At 71.1% G+C, this 17,654-nt stretch carries 16 protein-coding genes; 11 read left to right on the forward strand and 5 right to left on the reverse strand.

The window, feature by feature from the left end; genetic code table 11:
• Positions 1 to 186 precede the first annotated feature (186 nt).
• The gene (locus ACGFZA_RS02075; RefSeq protein ID WP_393676526.1) at positions 187 to 1,575 is read right to left on the reverse strand and encodes a polysialyltransferase family glycosyltransferase; all 1,389 of its coding nucleotides are present in this window, start codon (positions 1,573 to 1,575) and stop codon (positions 187 to 189) included.
• Positions 1,572 to 2,555: a glycosyltransferase family 2 protein gene (locus tag ACGFZA_RS02080; RefSeq protein WP_393676528.1), complete on the reverse strand. Its 984-nt coding sequence runs from the start codon at positions 2,553 to 2,555 to the stop codon at positions 1,572 to 1,574. Before ACGFZA_RS02080 ends, ACGFZA_RS02075 begins: the two co-directional genes overlap by 4 nt.
• Positions 2,556 to 2,775: 220 nt before the next feature.
• On the opposite strand from ACGFZA_RS02080, the gene ACGFZA_RS02085 reads away from it, so the two are divergent.
• From ACGFZA_RS02085 to ACGFZA_RS02100, 4 genes are read left to right on the forward strand one after another with little or no spacing between them, the layout of a single operon-like run.
• Positions 2,776 to 4,125, forward strand: a complete 1,350-nt coding sequence (locus ACGFZA_RS02085) for a DUF6716 putative glycosyltransferase (protein WP_393676530.1) — start codon at positions 2,776 to 2,778, stop codon at positions 4,123 to 4,125.
• 32 nt (positions 4,126 to 4,157) lie between these two features.
• On the forward strand, positions 4,158 to 5,381 hold the full coding sequence (locus tag ACGFZA_RS02090) for a cytidylyltransferase domain-containing protein (RefSeq protein WP_393676532.1): 1,224 nt from the start codon (positions 4,158 to 4,160) through the stop codon (positions 5,379 to 5,381).
• A 15-nt stretch (positions 5,382 to 5,396) separates the two neighbouring features.
• The gene (locus ACGFZA_RS02095) at positions 5,397 to 6,332 is read left to right on the forward strand and encodes an N-acetylneuraminate synthase family protein (RefSeq protein ID WP_148020346.1); all 936 of its coding nucleotides are present in this window, start codon (positions 5,397 to 5,399) and stop codon (positions 6,330 to 6,332) included.
• A gap of 11 nt (positions 6,333 to 6,343) precedes the next feature.
• Positions 6,344 to 7,402 carry a hypothetical protein gene (locus tag ACGFZA_RS02100; protein WP_385284861.1) on the forward strand — a complete coding sequence of 353 codons (1,059 nt, stop codon included), beginning with the start codon at positions 6,344 to 6,346 and terminating at the stop codon, positions 7,400 to 7,402.
• 24 nt (positions 7,403 to 7,426) lie between these two features.
• Here ACGFZA_RS02100 and ACGFZA_RS02105 read toward each other — a convergent pair whose 3' ends face one another.
• Both ACGFZA_RS02105 and ACGFZA_RS02110 read right to left on the reverse strand, forming a co-directional pair.
• Positions 7,427 to 7,801 (reverse strand): type II toxin-antitoxin system VapC family toxin, encoded by a 375-nt coding sequence (locus ACGFZA_RS02105; protein ID WP_393676535.1) that lies wholly within the window; start codon positions 7,799 to 7,801, stop codon positions 7,427 to 7,429.
• The gene (locus tag ACGFZA_RS02110) at positions 7,801 to 8,043 is read right to left on the reverse strand and encodes a type II toxin-antitoxin system Phd/YefM family antitoxin (protein ID WP_393676537.1); all 243 of its coding nucleotides are present in this window, start codon (positions 8,041 to 8,043) and stop codon (positions 7,801 to 7,803) included. Before ACGFZA_RS02110 ends, ACGFZA_RS02105 begins: the two co-directional genes overlap by 1 nt.
• Before the next feature lie 209 nt (positions 8,044 to 8,252).
• On the opposite strand from ACGFZA_RS02110, the gene ACGFZA_RS02115 reads away from it, so the two are divergent.
• Positions 8,253 to 8,879 carry a hypothetical protein gene (locus ACGFZA_RS02115; RefSeq protein WP_393676539.1) on the forward strand — a complete coding sequence of 209 codons (627 nt, stop codon included), beginning with the start codon at positions 8,253 to 8,255 and terminating at the stop codon, positions 8,877 to 8,879.
• Positions 8,880 to 8,917: 38 nt separating this feature from the next.
• Here the strand turns inward: ACGFZA_RS02115 and ACGFZA_RS02120 are convergent, their stop codons facing one another.
• Complete coding sequence (locus ACGFZA_RS02120) at positions 8,918 to 10,120, reverse strand: M48 family metallopeptidase (protein ID WP_393676541.1); 1,203 nt, start codon at positions 10,118 to 10,120, stop codon at positions 8,918 to 8,920.
• A 349-nt stretch (positions 10,121 to 10,469) separates the two neighbouring features.
• Between ACGFZA_RS02120 and ACGFZA_RS02125 the strand changes: the two genes are divergently transcribed.
• The 6 genes from ACGFZA_RS02125 to ACGFZA_RS02150 all read left to right on the forward strand — a co-directional run bounded on the left by ACGFZA_RS02125 (position 10,470) and on the right by ACGFZA_RS02150 (position 17,620).
• Entirely contained in the window at positions 10,470 to 11,696 is a 1,227-nt protein-coding gene (locus ACGFZA_RS02125) for an amidohydrolase (RefSeq protein WP_393677608.1), read from the forward strand.
• Positions 11,697 to 11,834: 138 nt separating this feature from the next.
• Complete coding sequence (locus tag ACGFZA_RS02130) at positions 11,835 to 12,875, forward strand: BMP family protein (protein ID WP_385284871.1); 1,041 nt, start codon at positions 11,835 to 11,837, stop codon at positions 12,873 to 12,875.
• A 269-nt stretch (positions 12,876 to 13,144) separates the two neighbouring features.
• Positions 13,145 to 14,803 carry an ABC transporter ATP-binding protein gene (locus ACGFZA_RS02135; RefSeq protein ID WP_393676543.1) on the forward strand — a complete coding sequence of 553 codons (1,659 nt, stop codon included), beginning with the start codon at positions 13,145 to 13,147 and terminating at the stop codon, positions 14,801 to 14,803.
• Complete coding sequence (locus ACGFZA_RS02140; protein WP_385284875.1) at positions 14,800 to 15,915, forward strand: ABC transporter permease; 1,116 nt, start codon at positions 14,800 to 14,802, stop codon at positions 15,913 to 15,915. Before ACGFZA_RS02135 ends, ACGFZA_RS02140 begins: the two co-directional genes overlap by 4 nt.
• On the forward strand, positions 15,912 to 17,201 hold the full coding sequence (locus ACGFZA_RS02145; RefSeq protein ID WP_385284877.1) for an ABC transporter permease: 1,290 nt from the start codon (positions 15,912 to 15,914) through the stop codon (positions 17,199 to 17,201). Before ACGFZA_RS02140 ends, ACGFZA_RS02145 begins: the two co-directional genes overlap by 4 nt.
• Positions 17,198 to 17,620 carry a cytidine deaminase gene (locus tag ACGFZA_RS02150; RefSeq protein WP_385284879.1) on the forward strand — a complete coding sequence of 141 codons (423 nt, stop codon included), beginning with the start codon at positions 17,198 to 17,200 and terminating at the stop codon, positions 17,618 to 17,620. The genes ACGFZA_RS02145 and ACGFZA_RS02150 overlap by 4 nt, the downstream gene beginning before the upstream one ends.
• Positions 17,621 to 17,654: the final 34 nt, after the last annotated feature.

Raw genomic sequence — 17,654 nt, forward strand, 5'->3', positions numbered from 1 at the left:
CGGACAGGTTTCACAATGCCCCCGGTTGTCGCGATGCGGGTCGGTGCGGCCGGCGCCCGCCCCGCTGAACAGATGACTCGGCGAAGGCTATGCGCCGCCGCGCGGTGATGGAGTGGCCGTCACATGACGAGACGGACAACACTGTCCTGCGGGGCACGACCCGACCCGGGCCGGCGGGCCCGGCTGTCACCCCAACGCCGCCCGCTTCAACGCCCGTGCCCGGCGCGCCACCTTCCGCAGGGCCGGGCTGCGCGGGATGAAAGCGAGCTGGGCGGGGACCCCCCCCGGCAGGGCCAGCGTGGTCAGGCGGCGGCGCTTGAAGTAGCGCCGGGTGCGGTCGTTCAGATGATGCGCGAGATAGCCCTCGGCCGCCGGGCGCAGGTCCGGGTAGATCTGGGGCTGCATCGCGAAGCCCACCGCCGTGAGGAGCGGAGAGACGCGCTCGGCCACCTGCTCCGCGGAGGGCGGCGACCATCCGCGTACGGCCTCGGCGTCACCCAGGTCCGGCAGCAGCGCGTCGACCAGCGTCACCGGCACCCGATTGCTGTTCTGGTACGGGGCGAGCCGGTCCAGCAGCAGCTCCGTGCCGGTCCTGGCGACCGGCAGCCCGTAGAACGCGGCCGCCGTCAGCAGAGCCGTGGAGAAGCAGCCGACGACCAGCGCCGGCCGCATCCGCTGGTACAGCACCTCCGCGAGCAGGGAGGCGCCCGACGTGCCGGCGTCGCCCGATCCGCGCTCCAGGACGGTCAGTTCGGCGCCCAGCGTGCGTGCCTCCGTCGCCATCGCCTGCCCCCACTGCTCCGGCGCGGTGGGATGCGGCTTGAACACCAGCTGGGTGTGGCCGAGTGCGACGGCGCCCCGGATCATCCGCAGATGCAGCTGCTCCTCCTGCTCCGCCTCGATCAGTCCGAGCGCCGAGAGGTACTGGCCGAGCAGCAGCGCGGGCGCCTCCACGGGCGGAACGGCGACCGGCATGTCGGCCAGCTCGGCGAAGACCTTCAGGAGGTGGTCCGTGCTCAGCGTCTCCGGCTCGACGCCGAACTCCGTGAGCAGCAGGGGCTTCAGCCCGGGCACCAGATCGGGATGGAGCAGCCGGCGCACCCGGGTGCCGATCAGCGGGTCGATCTTGTTCCGGGTCGGGCCGTAGCTCATCAGGCCGTCCGCGTACACGTCGATCGGCGCGGCGGTGAAGATCTGGCAGATCGACAGGGCCGGGCTGACCTGGATCGACTCGACGACGAGCTCGACGCGGTCGTCGCCGAGTCCCCACGCGAGCCGCAGATGGCGCTCCCACAGCGGCACGTCGTCGATCCGGGGTGCCCAGAGGCCGGGGTGGAAGGGCGCGATGGCCTCGTTCCAGGACAGCACGCCGTCGAAGCGGCCGCGCAGCGCGTCGAAGCCCGGCATCGTGTCGACGGACGGGGAGGTCTCGGGGATCGAGGCGTTGTTGCAGAGCAGGAGCAGCGAGCGGTCGGCGGGCTCGAAGCGGCCCGCGTCCATCGCGGCGGCCAGCGTGGCGACACCGTAGAGAGTGGAGGCGGCGAAGATGCGCGTGGTGCGCACGGTGGTGCTCATGCGGCAGCGGTCTCCTTCGCGGCCTGCGGCCGGCGGCGCAGCCGGCGCAGCAGCGTCGCGCGCTGTCCGTCCATCGAGTCCAGTGCCTCGTCGAGCACCTGTTGCGGCATGCGCTTCAGGGCCGCCGAGCTGAGCGACTTCAATGTCCGGGCCACGGAGGGTTCGAACCTTTCGATCGAGTTGACGTGATGAGAAATGACGGCGCAATAGGTCCGTACGGCCTTCGGCAGCAGGGAATCCGCGTCACGGTCCTCGGCCGTTTCCCGTACGACCTGGTCGAACGCCCGGATGAAATCGAGCTGGCGTACGTCCCCGATCTGGGTCAGCGAGGTGGAAACCCCGCGCCGGTAGAACAGGCCCAGCATTCCGACCACCGCGAAGGACTCCGCCTGCCGGTGCAGCCGCCAGATCCACGGCCGGTCCTCCGCCGTGCGCAGCCCGTCCGTGAAGTGCAGCAGTCCGCGGTCCAGCAGCCGGCGGTGACAGATCCCGGCCCAGGCGTACGGGTAGTCGACCATCGTGGACCGGGTGGCGGGCAGGATCGCCGCGCGGGGGTCCAGGGGCACGTCCCTGAGCCCGTGCGGCGCGCGCTGCAGGGTGCGCTCCCGGCCGTGGGCCTGGACATGGTCCGTACGGACGAAGTCGCAGTCCAGGCTCTCGGCGCGGGCCACGAGTTCGGCGTAGTAGCCGGGCGCCAGCCAGTCGTCGCCGTCCAGGAAGGTGAGGTACTCGCCGCGGGCCGCGTCCAGACCGGTGTTGCGCGCGGTGGCCAGGCCGCCGTTCTGTTCGTGTCTGAGCACCACCACCCCCGGAATGTCCTCCTGGGCGCGGTGCAGAATGTCCGCGGTCCCGTCGGTCGAGCAATCGTCGACGAGAATGAATTCGAAGTCCTCGCGGGCGTTCGCCAGCAGACTTCTGAGGGTGTCGGGCGCGTATGTCTGCACGTTGTAGAACGGCACGATGACGGAGAGCTTAACCACCCGCATCACGCTAGTTCCGGGCCGGGCATTCGTCCTGTCGGCTGTGCGGACGGCAGGTGAACGGCGCCCGTCGGATTCGTTAATCAGGAGGCCCGCGGGGAAACTCTTCTTCCCTTTTCAACAACCGGGTCGGCCGGTTCGGCAATCGTCGGCGGGCTGTTAACCCTTTGTTGCTGTCGCGTTGGGCTGTCGACCCCCGGGCCTTCCTAACGTCTGGGACGTGCCCCCACGTACCGAAAAGACGAGCGCCCTCCGGGTAGCCGTACTCGCCGATTCCGACACCCGATGGAAATGGGGCGCGCTCACCGCGCGCCGGCTGACCACGGGTGACGGCGGCGTGTCCGGGCCCCGCACGGAGATCAGCGGACTGCTGCTGCGCGGCCGGGCGACCCCGACGCCCCGCCAGCTCGCCGAGGTCGGCGACGTCGGCATCGACACCGACCGGGTGCGCGAGGTCACGGCCGTCGAGTTCCTGCGCCTCGTGCGCGACGAGGGATACGACCTCGTGGTCCTCGCCCTCGTCGGCGGCGCCGTCCAGGCCATGGTGCACGGCCTCGCCGCACTCCGGCTGCCCGCCCGGCCCGTCGTCGTCACCGGCTACGTCGGCGTCGTCTACGAGAAGCTCGCCGACGGCCTGCTGCTGCGGCACGGCGCCGACGTCGTCCTCGCCAACTCCCGCCACGACGCGGAGCGTTTCCGCGCGGTGTACGAGGGGGTGGGCGCCGACGCCTCGGCCGTCACGGAGGCCGCCCTGCCGTTCCTCGGCGGCGCCCCGCACACCCCCGAACAGGGCCGCGACACCGTCGTGTTCGCCGCCCAGCCCTCCGTACCGGCGTCCCGCGCCGACCGTACGTACCTGCTGCGCCGGCTCGTCGAGCACGCCAGGCTGCACCCCAAGCGCGAGGTGCTCCTCAAACTGCGCTCCAAGCCCGGTGAGCACACCACGCACATCGAGGAACTCCCCTACCAGCGCCTCGCCGATAAGCTGCCCGGCGGGCTCCCGCCCAACTTCCGCCTCGTGTACGGGCACATGGGCGAGGTCCTGGACCGCACCGACCTCCTGGTCACCGTCTCCTCGACCGCCGCCCTGGAGTCCCTGCACCGGCGCATCCCCACCGCGGTCCTCACCGACCTCGGGGTCCGCGAGACCCTCGGCAACCACCACTTCACCGGCTCCGGCCTGCTCACCTCCTGGGACCACCTCGACGGCGGCGCCCACCCCGAGCCCGACGCCGAGTGGCTGGCCGGCCAGGGCGTCGCCGCCGACGGCACGTACGCCACGGCCTACGACACCGCCCGCGCCCGGGTCGCCGCCCTGCTGGCGCAGGACCGGCTGCCGGACCTCGCGCCCTACTACACACCCGCCACCGCCCCCGGCTACCTCCCCGGCATCCTCGCCCGCCACCACCTGGGCCCCGACGGCCACCCGCTTCCCGGGGCTGCCGCGCCCAGGGAGACCGGCGGGGTCAGGGGCGCGGTGCGCGACGCGGTCCGCGACGCGGCCCGGGGCGCGTACCGCCACGGCGTCCAGCGGGTCGCCCCGGTCATCCGACGGCTGGGCGAGCTGTGAACACCACCACCGGAACTCTTCCTGGAGCAGCGATGACGCAGCCCACCGTGCTCGCCGTGATCCCCGCGCGCGGCGGATCCAAGGGCGTACCCGCCAAGAACCTCGCCCAGGTGGGCGGCGTACCGCTCGTCGTCCGCGCGGTCCGCGCCTGCCTCGCGTCCAGCGAGGTCACCGACGTCGTCGTGACGACCGACGCCCCGGCCGTCGCGGAGGCGGCCCGCGCCGCCGGCGAAGCCCTCGGCGAGGCCGGCCGGCTGCACTGCGTCCAGCGCCCCGAAGCCATCGCGGGCGACACCGCGACCAGCGAGGCCGCCGTCCTGCACGCCCTGGACACGTACGAGGCGGAGCACGGCCGGACCGTGGACGTGGTGCTGCTCGTCCAGTGCACCAGCCCCTTCGTCGCCCGCGAGGACATCGACGGCGTCGCCGCCGCGGTCGCCCGCGAAGGCGCCGACACCGCCGTCACCGTCGCCCCGTTCCACGGCTTCCTCTGGCGCGACGGCAGCGCGGTCGAGGACCACAACTACGGCGTCAACCACGACAAGAAGGTCCGCCCCCGCCGCCAGGACCGCCCCGAGGACCTCCTCGAAACGGGCGCCGCCTACGCGATGGACGCGGCCGGATTCCGTACGCACCGCCACCGCTTCTTCGGCCACACCGCCCTGGTGCGCACCGACCCGGCCCGGGTCCTGGAGATCGACGACCCGCACGACCTGGCCCGCGCCCGCGCCCTGGCCCCGCTCCTGGACCCGGCCCCGCTGCCCACCCGCGAGGACATCGACGCCGTCGTCCTCGACTTCGACGGCACCCAGACCGACGACCGCGTCCTCATCGACTCCGACGGCCGCGAGACCGTCGCCGTCCACCGGGGCGACGGGCTCGGCATCGCCGCGCTGCGCAAGGCGGGCCTCCCCCTCCTGATCCTCTCCACGGAACAGAACCCGGTCGTCGCCGCCCGCGCCCACAAGCTCCGCGTCCCCGTCCTGCACGGCATCGACCGCAAGGACCTCGCGCTCAAGCAGTGGTGCGACGAACAGTCCATCGCTCCCGAACGCGTCCTGTACGTCGGCAACGACGTCAACGACCTCCCCTGCTTCGCACTCGCCGGCTGGCCCGTGGCCGTCGCGAGCGCGCACGACTCGGTCCGCGCCGCGGCGCGCGCCGTGACGACCACACCCGGCGGCTTCGGCGCCATCCGCGAGATCGCGGCCTGGCTGCTGGGCCCCACCCTCACCGCTCCCACCCCCACCAAGTAAGTAAGGAACACCCTCATGAGTACCTCCCGCCTGCGCACCCTCGGCAACCGCACCGCCGGCCCCGGCCACCCCGTCTACGTGACCGGCGAGATCGGCATCAACCACAACGGCGACCTCGACAACGCCCTCAAGCTCATCGACGTGGCCGCCGAAGCCGGCTGCGACGCCGTCAAGTTCCAGAAGCGCACCCCGGAGATCTGCACCCCGCGCGACCAGTGGGACATCGAGCGCGACACCCCCTGGGGCCGGATGACGTACATCGACTACCGCCACCGCGTGGAGTTCGGCGAGACCGAGTACCGGGCCATCTCCGAGCACTGCGCCGAGCGCGGCATCGACTGGTTCGCCTCCCCGTGGGACACCGAGGCCGTCGCCTTCCTGGAGAAGTTCGACGTCCCCGCCCACAAGGTCGCCTCCGCGTCCCTCACCGACGACGAGCTGCTGCGCTCGCTGCGCGCCACGGGCCGCACGGTGATCCTCTCCACGGGCATGTCGACCCCGCGTCAGATCCGTCACGCGGTCGAGGTCCTCGGCTCGGACAACATCCTTCTCTGCCACGCCACTTCGACGTACCCGGCCAAGGCCGAGGAGCTGAACCTCCGCGTCATCAACACCCTCCAGCAGGAGTACCCCAACGTCCCGATCGGCTACAGCGGCCACGAGACCGGGCTCCAGACCACCCTCGCCGCCGTCGCGCTCGGCGCCGCGTTCGTCGAGCGCCACATCACGCTGGACCGCGCCATGTGGGGCTCCGACCAGGCCGCGTCCGTCGAGCCGCAGGGCCTTACGCGTCTGGTCCGCGACATCCGCACCATCGAGGCATCCCTCGGTGACGGCGTCAAGAAGGTGTACGAGTCGGAGCTCGGCCCGATGAAGAAGCTCCGCCGGGTCCCGGGCGTCGTGGCAGAGAGCGGCGAGACGGCCCAGGCCGCCGAGCCGGTCGCGGTCTGACGGGCAGACCGGTGAACCTCGCCTTCGTCGAGAGCCCGGTCCAGCTCCTGAACGTCCTGGAGTGGGCCTACACAGAGGGAGGCGGCGGCCGTGTCGTCGCGGACGTCACCGTCGTCGTCCTCCCTCCGGTCGACCCGATGTCGCGCGGTCAGCTGCGCCGGATGGCGGAGCTGGCCCGCGACGAGGGCATCACCGTGCGCTGGCAGGAGGCGCGCGGCGACTCGGGCACCCCCCTGAAGTCGCTGCGCGCCCTCACCAAGCTGGTGCGCAACGCCGACCACATCGTCATCGGGGACCCGTTCTCCCGGTACGTACAGCTCCTGCTCTCCCTGGTCCGCCCCCGCCGGCTCACCGTGGTCGACGACGGCACCGCCACCATGGAGTTCGTCGCGCTGCTGACCCGCGGCGAGCGCCTCGTGCGCTGGCACCGCCGCGGCGGTGCCGGCCCCCGCGATCTGGCCCTGGCGCCGGTCTCCGCCACCGCCCGCCGCCGCTTCACCCCGTCCGCGGCGCGCGAGGTCGAGCTCTTCACCGCGATGCCGGTGATCCCGCCGCCCGGCATCACCCTCATCCCCAACACGTTCTCCTGGACCCGCTCCCGCTTCGGGCCGCCCCTGCTCACGAAGGGCGCGGACCTGGTCGGCACCTCGCTGGTCGAGACGGGCGTGGTCGACCGCGGGCAGTACCTGGAAGCGGTCGCGGCCCTGGCCCGTACGCACGGCGCCACCCGCTACTTCGCCCACCGCCGTGAGTCCACCGAGAAGCTCCACGCCCTGGAGGCCGCCACCGGCCTGGAGATCGTCCGCCCCGACCTCCCCCTGGAACTCATCGCCCGCCGCGGCCCCATCGGCCGCACGGTCCTGAGCTTCCCCTCCACGGTCGTCCACACCCTGCCGCTGGCCCTGGTCGGCACCGAGGTGAAGGTCGCGGTCTGCGACATCGCCCCGGAATGGCTCCGCGAAACGGCGTCCCCGAGGGCCCAGGGCTTCCTGGCCGGGGTCACGGAGACGGCCCGCGACGTCCAGCGGCTGGCACCGTGGCGGGTCACGGCGGTGACCACGGAGGCGTGAACCGGCCGGACGGGCCCGCCACGGTCAGACGGGCATGACCTGCACGTCGTAGGACGGGATCCACTTGTCCCGGGTCAGGACGGTCATCCCCTCGGTCCGGGCCTGAGCGATCAGTATCCGGTCGAAGGGGTCGCGGTGGTGTCCAGGCAGCCGGCCCGCCCGTACACCGTGTCCGGCGGTGACGGGGAGCGAGAGGAACTGGCTGTCCCGCACCCGCTCCGGCAGGTCGTCCGGCCCTTCGAGCTTTCCGAGGGACTGCTTGATCGCGACCTCCCATGGCGTCACAGCACTGACGAAGACCGACGGTTCTGTGTCCAGCAAGTCTTTGACCTCGCCCGTGAGCTCGGCGGAGTCGTCGAGCCACCACAGGACGACGCGCGTGTCGAGCAGCAGCTTCATCAACGCATCCCGAAGGCGTCGGCGATGTCGTCCGGCAGTTCGTCGAAGACATCGTTGATGCGGATCTGCCCCCGCAGCGAGCCGCGCCCGGTCCGCCTCACCCGGGCGCGCAGCGGCACTACCTTTGCGACCGGCTCTCCCGCCTTGGAGATCACCACTTCCTCACCGGTGGCCACCTGCTCCAGGATGCGCGAGAAGTGGGTCTTGGCCTCATGGACGTTGTACTGACGAGCTGCTTCCACGACTGCCTCACAGGGGCGGATACGAGGGTGGACTAATCACTGGACTAACCACTGGACCGAGCGCACTCCTTGATCCGCCGCCCTGCCGGGCCGGCGGCCCGGTGCACCGACCCCGAGCGCAACCCCTGGATGCCCCCGAGTCCCGGTCAGGGGCGGCCCAGGGGCATCCCCGATAGTTGCCGACGGCGCCGCGATTCGATCATTGAGCCATGCAGACAACGGAAGTGACGAACCGCCAGAGCGACTCGATCACCCCCGGGGCAACCCCAGCGCCGCTGCTTCTCGTGGGCCCGGCTCTGATGGCCGGATACGGCGTCGCGCGGCTGATCGGAAAGGCGGCCGGTGACTACGGCCCCGGGGTGTGGTGGTCGGTGGCGCACCTGCTGTTCCTGGCCGGAGTGCTCGCCTTCGTTCCGGTGTTCCTGGGCCTGCGACTGCCGGCCCAGGTGCGCGGCGGCAGACGGACCGGCGTCCGGGTGGCCGCCGGGATCGGGCTGCTGGGGGCGGCCGCGGTGGCGGTGCAGGCGGTGATCGACCTGGTGGTCGGGTTCCTCGCGGCGGACGCGGAGGCCATGAGCGACATGTTCGAGAAGGTGCAGGGCGCGCCCGGCGTGATGCCGGCCGTCTACACGGTGGTGCCGATGCTGTTCTGGCTGGGGCTGCTGGCGCTCGTCACCCAGCTCGCGTTCTTCCGCCGGGACGAGGTCCCGGGCCGGTCCCCGCTGCTGGTGCTCGCCGGGATCGTCATGATGGCCATGAGCCTGGACCTGCTGGCGGCCGGAGCCCTGTGCCTGGGGCTGGCGTTGTACCCGGTGCGCCGGGGGCTGCGGGGCTGAGGGGGCCCGTGGGGGGTGCGGTGCACCCCACGTTGGCGCTACCGGCCGTTCATGACGCGGCGCGCCACCGTGTCCCGTGCCCCCTTGAGTTCCGCCTGAAGCGCGGTACGGCGCGCGGTGTCCATGGTGACCGCCGCCGGCAGGGCGGCTGTGGCCAGCAGCCGGGCCCGGCGCAGGTGGGTCGGGGGGTGCGTGGAGTCGACGCTGTGGCCGCGCAGCGCGCCGCAACGGCGCTGCCGCTCGTACTCGCTTGCCGGAATCGAGTCCATGTGGGCGGCCAGGTGTTCCCACAGGCCGTTCCGGGAGGCGTTGCTGTCTGCCGGGGCTCCGGTCCGGCGGGTCCGATGAGAGTTGGACTCGCGAAGCAGCGCGGCTGTGGCGGATTCGGAGACCAGCAGCCGGTCCAGCATGCCCACCGCGGCTTCCGTGGACCCACACCGGGCGGCGAAGGAGTCGGCCAGGTATTCCCCGCGCTGGGTGGCGCGCAGGGTCAGGTGGTCGAGGGCCATCAGGGCGCCGGTGACCGCGGAACGGGGAAGCAGATAGAGGAAGTTGAACACGGCCTCCACGGGCGTGGGGTGCTCGACCGGGCTCAGCAGGTACCGCCAGGTGTTCAGGGAGCGGAGTGCGTTCCCGACGATCAGACCGCGGCGGGTGTCGCCGTTGGCGTAGTGGCCGAGCTCGTGTCCCAGCAGTGCGATCCGCTGCTCGGTGGTGAGGCTCTCCCAGAGTCCGAGACCGATGGAGAGCAGCCGTCGGCGCCGGAGGCCGTACGTCGACACGCTCGCGTTGTACGCATCGGTGACCGAGGCCGCGTGCACCCCGGTCGTCCCCGTCGTCGCGGCGATCTCGTCGACCAGGGCGAACAGTTCCGGCGCCTCGGCCCGGCGCAGGACAGGCTCGTCCTCCGGCAGTCGTGCGAACCGGGGGCGCAGGAACCAGGCGACGAGGAGGCACAGGGCGCCGAGGACGGGGAGGCCACCGCCCCAGCCGAGAACGGCCAGCAGCAGGCCGCCGACGAGCAGCACGGCGGTGACGCCGTGGACGGCCAGGGCCAGGACGAGGGCGAGGAGGGCTGCGGCATCGCGCCCGGGGCGCAGGGGCCCGTCCGTCGTCACCTCCGCGAGCAGCTTCTCGCCGTGCTGCCGGGCCAGCCTGTGCCGAAGGATCTCCAGGGGGCCTGTCGGCGCCTCGGGCTGCCCCGGGTCCACGTTCCAGTCGCAGGCGGCGCACCACGCCACGAACCTGGGGTCCGTCCGGATCTCCGTCCCGCCTTCCGGGCATGACCGAACGTGTTGTTCCACCGCGCCGAGCACTGCCGAGGCCCCCCTCGTCCCACGGCTCCGACCGGAACCGTTCACGTGTACAACGTACGTGTATTCGAGTCCACCGCCTGGGACACAGGTCAGGCCGTGGGTGCGGCGGCCGGACAGCAAGACTCCGGGGGTGAAAAGCGGCGGAGTTTACCCGCCTCCCTCTCACACCACACATGTCCGCGCCGCCTTTTGTTCCTCTATGCGGCTGAACTTTTGTTGATCTGTGGCCAGTTGGCGGGGGGAGGGGCCTACCCTTGAACAGGTGAACCAGTTGATGTCCCGCGAGACCGATGCCGACCTGCCCGGAAACCCGGCCCTGCCCGGCACGCTGTCCGAATCCCTGCGCGCCGAGCTCATCGCCTTCCGCCGCGATCTGCACATGCACCCCGAGCTGGGAAACCAGGAGTTCCGCACCACCGCGGCCATCAAGGCCCGGCTGGAGCAGGCCGGGCTGGAGCCGAGGGTGCTCGCCACCGGGACCGGGCTCATGTGTGACGTCGGTACGCGGGGCGAGGCGACGCGGCCCATGCTGGCGCTGCGGGCCGACATCGACGCGCTGCCGATCCCGGACACGAAGGCGGGCGTCCCGTACCGCTCCACCGTGCCCGACCGGGCGCACGCCTGCGGGCACGACATCCACACCACCACCGTCCTCGGCGCCGGCCTCGTGCTCGCCGAGCTGGACCGGCAGGGGCTGCTGCCCAACCCGGTGCGGCTGATCTTCCAGCCGGCCGAGGAGGTGCTGCCCGGCGGGGCGCCCGACGCGATCGAGTCGGGGGTGCTGGAGGGCGTCGGCCGGATCATCGGGGTGCACTGCGACCCCAAGGTCGACGTGGGCCGGATCGGGCTGCACGTGGGGGCCATCACCTCCGCCTGCGACCGCCTGGAGCTGTCCCTGGACGGCCCCGGCGGCCACACCGCCCGCCCGCACCTGACCACGGACCTGGTCACCGCCGCCGCCAAGGTCGCCACCGAGGTGCCCGCGCTGCTGGCCCGCCGGGTCGACGCGCGGGCCGGGCTCGCGGTGACGTGGGGGCGCCTGGAGACCGGGCACGCGTGCAACGTGATCCCGCAACACGCCGAACTGTCGGGCACGGTTCGCTGCCTGGATCTGACGGCGTGGCGCGACGCACCCGACCTGGTGCACGCCGCGATCGACGAGGTGGCCGGAATGTACGGCGCCAAGACGGTGATCAACTACATCCGGGGGGTCCCGCCCGTGGTGAACGACGCGGCCGCGATCGACCTGCTCGCCGGCGCGATGTCCGCCCGCCGCGGTTCGTATGCCATCGAGGACACCGAACAGAGCCTGGGAGGAGAGGATTTCTCCTGGTATCTGGAGCATGTGCCGGGGGCCATGGCGCGCCTCGGGGTGCGTACGCCGGGAGACACGCGCGGACTGGACCTGCACCGGGGCAACTTCGACGCGGACGAGGAGGCGATCACCGTCGGGGTGGAGCTTTTCACCGCCTCCGCTCTCCTTGACGGCAACCATCCGTAACCGGACAGGCCACCCGCGGTTCGCGACGATCCGATAACGGCTGCCGTACAGGTCATTATCTGACATCTACGCGCGTTACGATCGCCGCGAAACCAGCGCCGGAAGAGGCGCTTCGGTCAGGTTTGAAGGAGCCTTCCCTTGCGCCGGGTATCCAAGATCACCGCCGCGTGTGCTGTCACCGCAGCTCTCGCACTCACCGCCACCGCGTGCGGCAGTTCGTCGGACGAGAGCAGCAGCTCCGACGACGGCCAGATGAAGATCGGCATGGCCTACGACGTCGGCGGCCGTGGCGACAACTCGTTCAACGACTCCGCCGCCCGCGGCCTGGACAAGGCCAAGGCCGAGTTCGACGCCCAGACGAAGGAGCTCACCGCCAAGAACGGTGAGACCCCCGCCGACCGCGAGCAGCGCCTGCAGTCGCTGGCCGAGGGTGGCTACAACCCGGTCATCGCCGTCGGTTTCGCGTACAAGGACGCGGTCGACAAGATCGCCCCCAAGTACCCGAAGGTCAACTTCGGCCTGGTCGACTCGGTCGCCGACGCGAAGAACGTCGCCTCCATCGTCTTCACCGAGGAGCAGGGCTCGTACCTCGCCGGTGTCGCGGCCGCGCTGAAGTCGAAGGACGGCAAGGTCGGCTTCATCGGTGGTGTGGACCTCCCGCTGATCAAGAAGTTCGCCGCCGGTTTCCAGCAGGGCGTCACGGACACCAAGCCCAAGGCCACGGTGCAGATCCAGTACCTGTCCACCGGCTCGGACCTGTCCGGCTTCGGCAGCCCCGACAAGGGCAAGGCCGCCGCCAAGGGCATGCTCGACAAGGGCATCGACGTCATCTTCGCCGCCGCGGGCGGTTCGGGTGCCGGTGCGATCGAGGCCGTCGCCGGCCAGAAGGGCGCCTGGGCCATCGGCGTCGACTCCGACCAGGCCCTGGACCCGGCACTGTCCAAGTACAAGGCCTCGATCCTGACCTCGGTCGTCAAGAACGTCGACACCGGCGTCTTCGACCTGGTCAAGTCCGTCAAGGACGGCAAGCCGCTGACCGGCACGCAGACGTACTCCCTGGCCAAGGGCGGCGTCAGCCTGACCACCACGGGTGACCACCTCAAGGACATCCAGACCCAGCTGGACGAGGCGAAGAAGAAGATCGTCGACGGCACCATCACGGTCAAGACCACGACCTGATCCGTCCCGTCGATCGGGGCCCGGGCGAGCGGCTTCGGCCGCCCGGCCGGGCCCCGATCGCGTACCTCCGCACCGGGGTCACCGGCCCCGGTCCCGCCATCTGTGATCAGGTGGCCAACGATTCGGTGGCGCTACGCGCGTAGCTCCGGCTCGGGCGCGGTACCTTTTTCCGCCCCCCGCTCACGCCTTCCCGTCTCCGCCCCACCGCCTTTGCCCTCCGCTCCTGCCAAGGAGAGTGCGCCATCAACGCGTCCAGCAGTCCTCATGCCGTGGAGCTCCGCGGCATCACCAAGCGGTTCCCCGGGGTCGTGGCCAACCACGACATCGACATCACCGTGCGCCGCGGCACCGTCCACGCTCTCGTCGGTGAGAACGGCGCCGGCAAGTCCACTCTGATGAAGATCCTGTACGGCATGCAGAAGCCGGACGAGGGCACCATCGCGGTGGATGGCGATCAGGTCACGTTCTCCAACCCGGGTGACGCCATCGACCGCGGTATCGGCATGGTGCACCAGCACTTCATGCTGGCCGACTACCTCACCGTCCTGGAGAACGTCGTCCTCGGCTCCGAGAAGCTGTACGGCATCGGCGACCGGGCCCGCGCGAAGATCCGGGAGATCTCCGACGCCTACGGCCTCGGCGTCCGCCCGGACGCCATGGTCGAGGACCTCGGTGTCGCCGACCGCCAGCGCGTGGAGATCCTCAAGGTCCTCTACCGCGGCGCCCGCACCCTGATCCTCGACGAGCCCACCGCCGTCCTCGTACCGCAGGAGGTCGACGCGCTCTTCGACAACCTGCGCGAGCTCAAGGCCGAGGGCCTGACCGTCATCTTCATCTCGCACAAGCTGGGCGAAGTGCTGTCGGTGGCCGACGAGATCACCGTCATCAGGCGCGGTACGACCGTGGGCACCGCCGATCCGCAGCACACCACGACCAAGCAGCTCGCCGAGCTGATGGTCGGCAGTGAGCTGCCGTCGCCGGAGACCCGCGAGTCGACCGTCACCGACACGCCGATGCTGACCGCCGACGGGCTGCGGCTGACCGCGACCGACCCGGACGGGGTGGTGCGCGCCGTACTCGACGGCATCACCTTCACCATCCACAAGGGCGAGGTCCTCGGCATCGCGGGCGTCGAGGGCAACGGCCAGTCCGAACTCGTCGACACGATCATGGGCATGCGCACCCTGGACGCGGGCTCGCTCGCCCTGGACGGCGCCGACATCTCCCGTACGCCGACGCGCAAGCGCCGCGAGGACGGCATGGCCGTCATCCCCGAGGACCGCCACCGGCACGGACTGCTGCTGGAGGCCCCGCTCTGGGAGAACCGCATCCTCGGCCACGTCACCGAACGCCCCAACAGCAAGGGCGCCTTCCTCGACCTCAAGGCGGCCCGCGCCGACACGGAGCGGATCGTGCGCGAGTACGACGTGCGCACCCCCGGCATCGAGGTCACCGCGGCCTCCCTCTCCGGAGGCAACCAGCAGAAGCTGATCGTCGGCCGCGAGATGAGCCACGCGCCCAAGCTCCTGATCGCCGCACACCCCACCCGGGGCGTGGACGTCGGCGCGCAGGCCCAGATCTGGGACCAGATCCGTGAGGCGCGCCGCGAGGGGCTGGCGGTGCTGCTGATCTCCGCCGACCTGGACGAACTGATCGGGCTCTCCGACACCCTGCGCGTCATGTACCGCGGCCGCCTGGTCGCGGACGCCGACCCGGCGTCCGTCACGCCCGAGGAGCTCGGCTCGGCGATGACGGGCGCGGCCAGCGGGCACCTCGAAGCGTCCGAGGAGCCCGCGGCGGAGGAGCCCCCGGCCCCGGGGAAGTCCCTGCGCCCCGCGGACTCACCGGCACCGGACGACCCGGCCGCCGACAGCGACGGCACCGACGGCACCGACACCGACCCCCGCGACGGGGGAGAGGACCGATGAAGAAGATCGACAAGGAGCGGCTGCTCCTGGGGATCGCGGCCCCCGTACTCGCGATCGTGGTCGCCTTCCTGGTGACGGCACTCGTGCTCGCCGCCACCGGCAAGGAGCCGTTCAGCGCCTTCGGCATCATGTTCGACTACGGCCTGAAGTCGGACAGCCAGGTCTACATCCTCAACAAGGCGACGACGTACTACCTCGCGGGTCTCGCGGTGGCCGTCGGCTTCCGGATGAACCTCTTCAACATCGGCGTCGACGGCCAGTACCGCCTCGCGGCCTTCTTCGCCGCCGCGCTCGGCGGGGCGCTGACCCTGCCCGGAGCCCTCTCGATCCCGCTGATCATCCTCACCGCGATGATCGTCGGCGCGATGTGGGCCGGCATCGCCGGTGTCCTCAAGGTCACCCGAGGCGTCAGCGAGGTCGTCTCGACGATCATGCTGAACGCCATCGCGACCGCGATCATCGGCTACCTGCTCCAGCAGAACCGCCTCGGCCACCTCGACGAGGCCGGCACCAAGATCTCCACCAAGCCGCTTCCGGAGTCCTCGCACTTCTTCGAGTTCCCGACCACCCCGTCGCCCGTCTGGGGCTTCATCGTGATCGCGGTCGTCGCGGGCATCGCCTACTGGTTCACGCTCTCGCGCACCCGCTTCGGCTTCGACCTGCGCACCGTCGGCCAGTCCGGCTCGGCGGCCGAGGCCAGCGGTGTGAACGTCAAGAAGATGGTCGTCACCTCGATGCTCATCTCGGGCGCGGTCGCCGGCCTGATCGGCATGCCGACCCTGCTCAACGACAGCTACGAGTACAGCGGCGACTTCCCGGTCGGCATCGGCTTCACCGGCATCGCCATCGCCCTCCTCGGCCGCAACCACCCCATCGGCATCGCGCTCGGCGCACTGCTCTGGGGCTTCCTGGAGCGCGGCACCGGAAAGCTGGAGTTCGAGGGGTACGACAAGGAGATCGTCGGCGTGATCCAGGGCGTCATCGTCCTGTGCGTCGTCATCGCCTACGAAGTCGTCCGACGCTACGGACTCAAGCGCCAGCAGAGCAAGGTCGGCGCGGAACTCGCCGCACAGGCCGCCCGTAACTCCGACCAGCAGGAGGTGTCGGCGTGACCGTCACGGCGACTTCCACCCCGCCCCCCGCGGCCCCCAAGGTCTCCGGCGGCAAGGGCGGCCGCACCCGTCTCTCCTTCCCCGTCATCCTGCTGGTCATCGCGGGCGTCCTGCTCGCGCTGTCCGCGGTGCGCGCCATCACCGGCGCGCAGGACGTCACCTCGGCCGGACAGATCAGCGCGGCGCTCGCGATGGCCGTGCCGATCGGCCTCGCCGGTCTCGGCGGCCTCTGGTCCGAACGCGCCGGCGTGGTCAACATCGGCCTCGAAGGCATGATGATCCTGGGCACCTTCTTCGGCGCCTGGGCCGGCTGGCAGACCAACCCCTGGCTCGGCGTCCTCGCCGGTGTCATCGGCGGCATGCTCGGCGGACTGCTGCACGCGGTCGCCACCGTCACCTTCGGCGTCGACCACATCATCTCCGGCATCGCGATCAACATCCTGGCGCTCGGCTTCACCACCTACTTCGCCAAGCTCTGGTTCAACACCGGCGACGCGGCGGCCAAGGGCGGCTCACCGAAGCAGTCACCGCCCGCCGACGAGATCACCTCGGTGACGATCCCGGGCCTCTCCGACTGGCTTCACTCGATCGAGAAGCACCACTGGTTCTTCGTCTCCGACCTGGCCGGCGTCATCGGCGGCCTGGTCACCAACGTGTCCCTGCTGACGATCGTCGCCGCGGTGCTCTTCGTCGTGACGTTCTTCGTCCTGTGGAAGACCGCCTTCGGTCTGCGGCTGCGCTCCTGCGGCGAGAACCCGGTGGCCGCCGAATCGCTCGGCGTGAACGTCTACACGTACAAGTACGTCGCGGTGATCGTCTCCGGCGGCCTGGCCGGACTCGGCGGTGCCTTCCTCTCGCTGGTCACCTCGCACATCTACAACGAGGGACAGACCGGCGGCCGCGGATACATCGGTCTCGCCGCGATGATCTTCGGCAACTGGCGTCCCGGCGGACTCGCCATGGGCGCCGGGCTGTTCGGCTTCGCCGACGCGCTCCAGTTGCGCAACGGCGGCGAGTCCGTGCACGCGCTGCTCCTGCTGCTCGTGGTCGTGCTGGCCGGCATCGCCGCCTGGAAGCTCTACCGCAAGAGCTTCCTTCAGGGCGTCGTCAGCGCGGTCATCGCCGCCGCCGTGCTGGTCTGGTACCTCGGTACGGACACCGTGCCCACGGAGTTCGTGAGCGCCACCCCGTACGTCGTCACGCTGCTCGTGCTCTCGCTCTCCGCGCAGCGGCTGCGGATGCCGAAGGCGGACGGCATGCGCTACCGCAAGGGCCAGGGCAAGTGACGCCCACCGCCGGCGCGGACGACGCCGCCGTGAAGGGGGCCGACTGGGACGCCCTGCGGGCCGCGGCCCGGGACGCCATGTCCCGGGCGTACGCGCCCTACTCCGGCTACCCGGTCGGCGTCGCCGCCCGCGTCGACGACGGCCGCACCATCGTCGGGTGCAACGTCGAGAACGCCTCGTACGGCATCGGGCTGTGCGCCGAGTGCGGACTGGTCTCCCAGCTCCACGCCACCGGCGGCGGCCGGCTGACCCACTTCACCTGTGTGGACGGCTCGGGCGAGATCCTCGTGCCGTGCGGCAGGTGCAGGCAGCTGCTGTACGAGTTCGGCGGACCGGAACTCGTCCTGGAGACCCCGGACGGCTTCCGCACGCTCGACGAGATGCTGCCGCAGGCCTTCGGGCCCTCGCACCTCGGCTGAGCACCTTTTCGTCCCCATCCGCCGGACGGGCCCG

This window comes from Streptomyces sp. NPDC048211 (assembly GCF_043202315.1).
In the GTDB taxonomy this organism is placed as follows: domain Bacteria; phylum Actinomycetota; class Actinomycetes; order Streptomycetales; family Streptomycetaceae; genus Streptomyces.

What these genes read in the sequence shown, in the direction of transcription:
- ACGFZA_RS02115 (WP_393676539.1), top strand. Translation starts at nt 8,253, where the DNA reads ATGCAGACAACGGAAGTGACGAACCGCCAGAGCGACTCGATCACCCCC.
- ACGFZA_RS02090 (WP_393676532.1), top strand. Translation starts at nt 4,158, where the DNA reads ATGACGCAGCCCACCGTGCTCGCCGTGATCCCCGCGCGCGGCGGATCC.
- ACGFZA_RS02140 (WP_385284875.1), top strand. Translation starts at nt 14,800, where the DNA reads ATGAAGAAGATCGACAAGGAGCGGCTGCTCCTGGGGATCGCGGCCCCC.
- ACGFZA_RS02075 (WP_393676526.1), bottom strand. Translation starts at nt 1,575, where the DNA reads ATGAGCACCACCGTGCGCACCACGCGCATCTTCGCCGCCTCCACTCTC.
- ACGFZA_RS02125 (WP_393677608.1), top strand. Translation starts at nt 10,470, where the DNA reads ATGTCCCGCGAGACCGATGCCGACCTGCCCGGAAACCCGGCCCTGCCC.
- ACGFZA_RS02105 (WP_393676535.1), bottom strand. Translation starts at nt 7,801, where the DNA reads ATGAAGCTGCTGCTCGACACGCGCGTCGTCCTGTGGTGGCTCGACGAC.
- ACGFZA_RS02095 (WP_148020346.1), top strand. Translation starts at nt 5,397, where the DNA reads ATGAGTACCTCCCGCCTGCGCACCCTCGGCAACCGCACCGCCGGCCCC.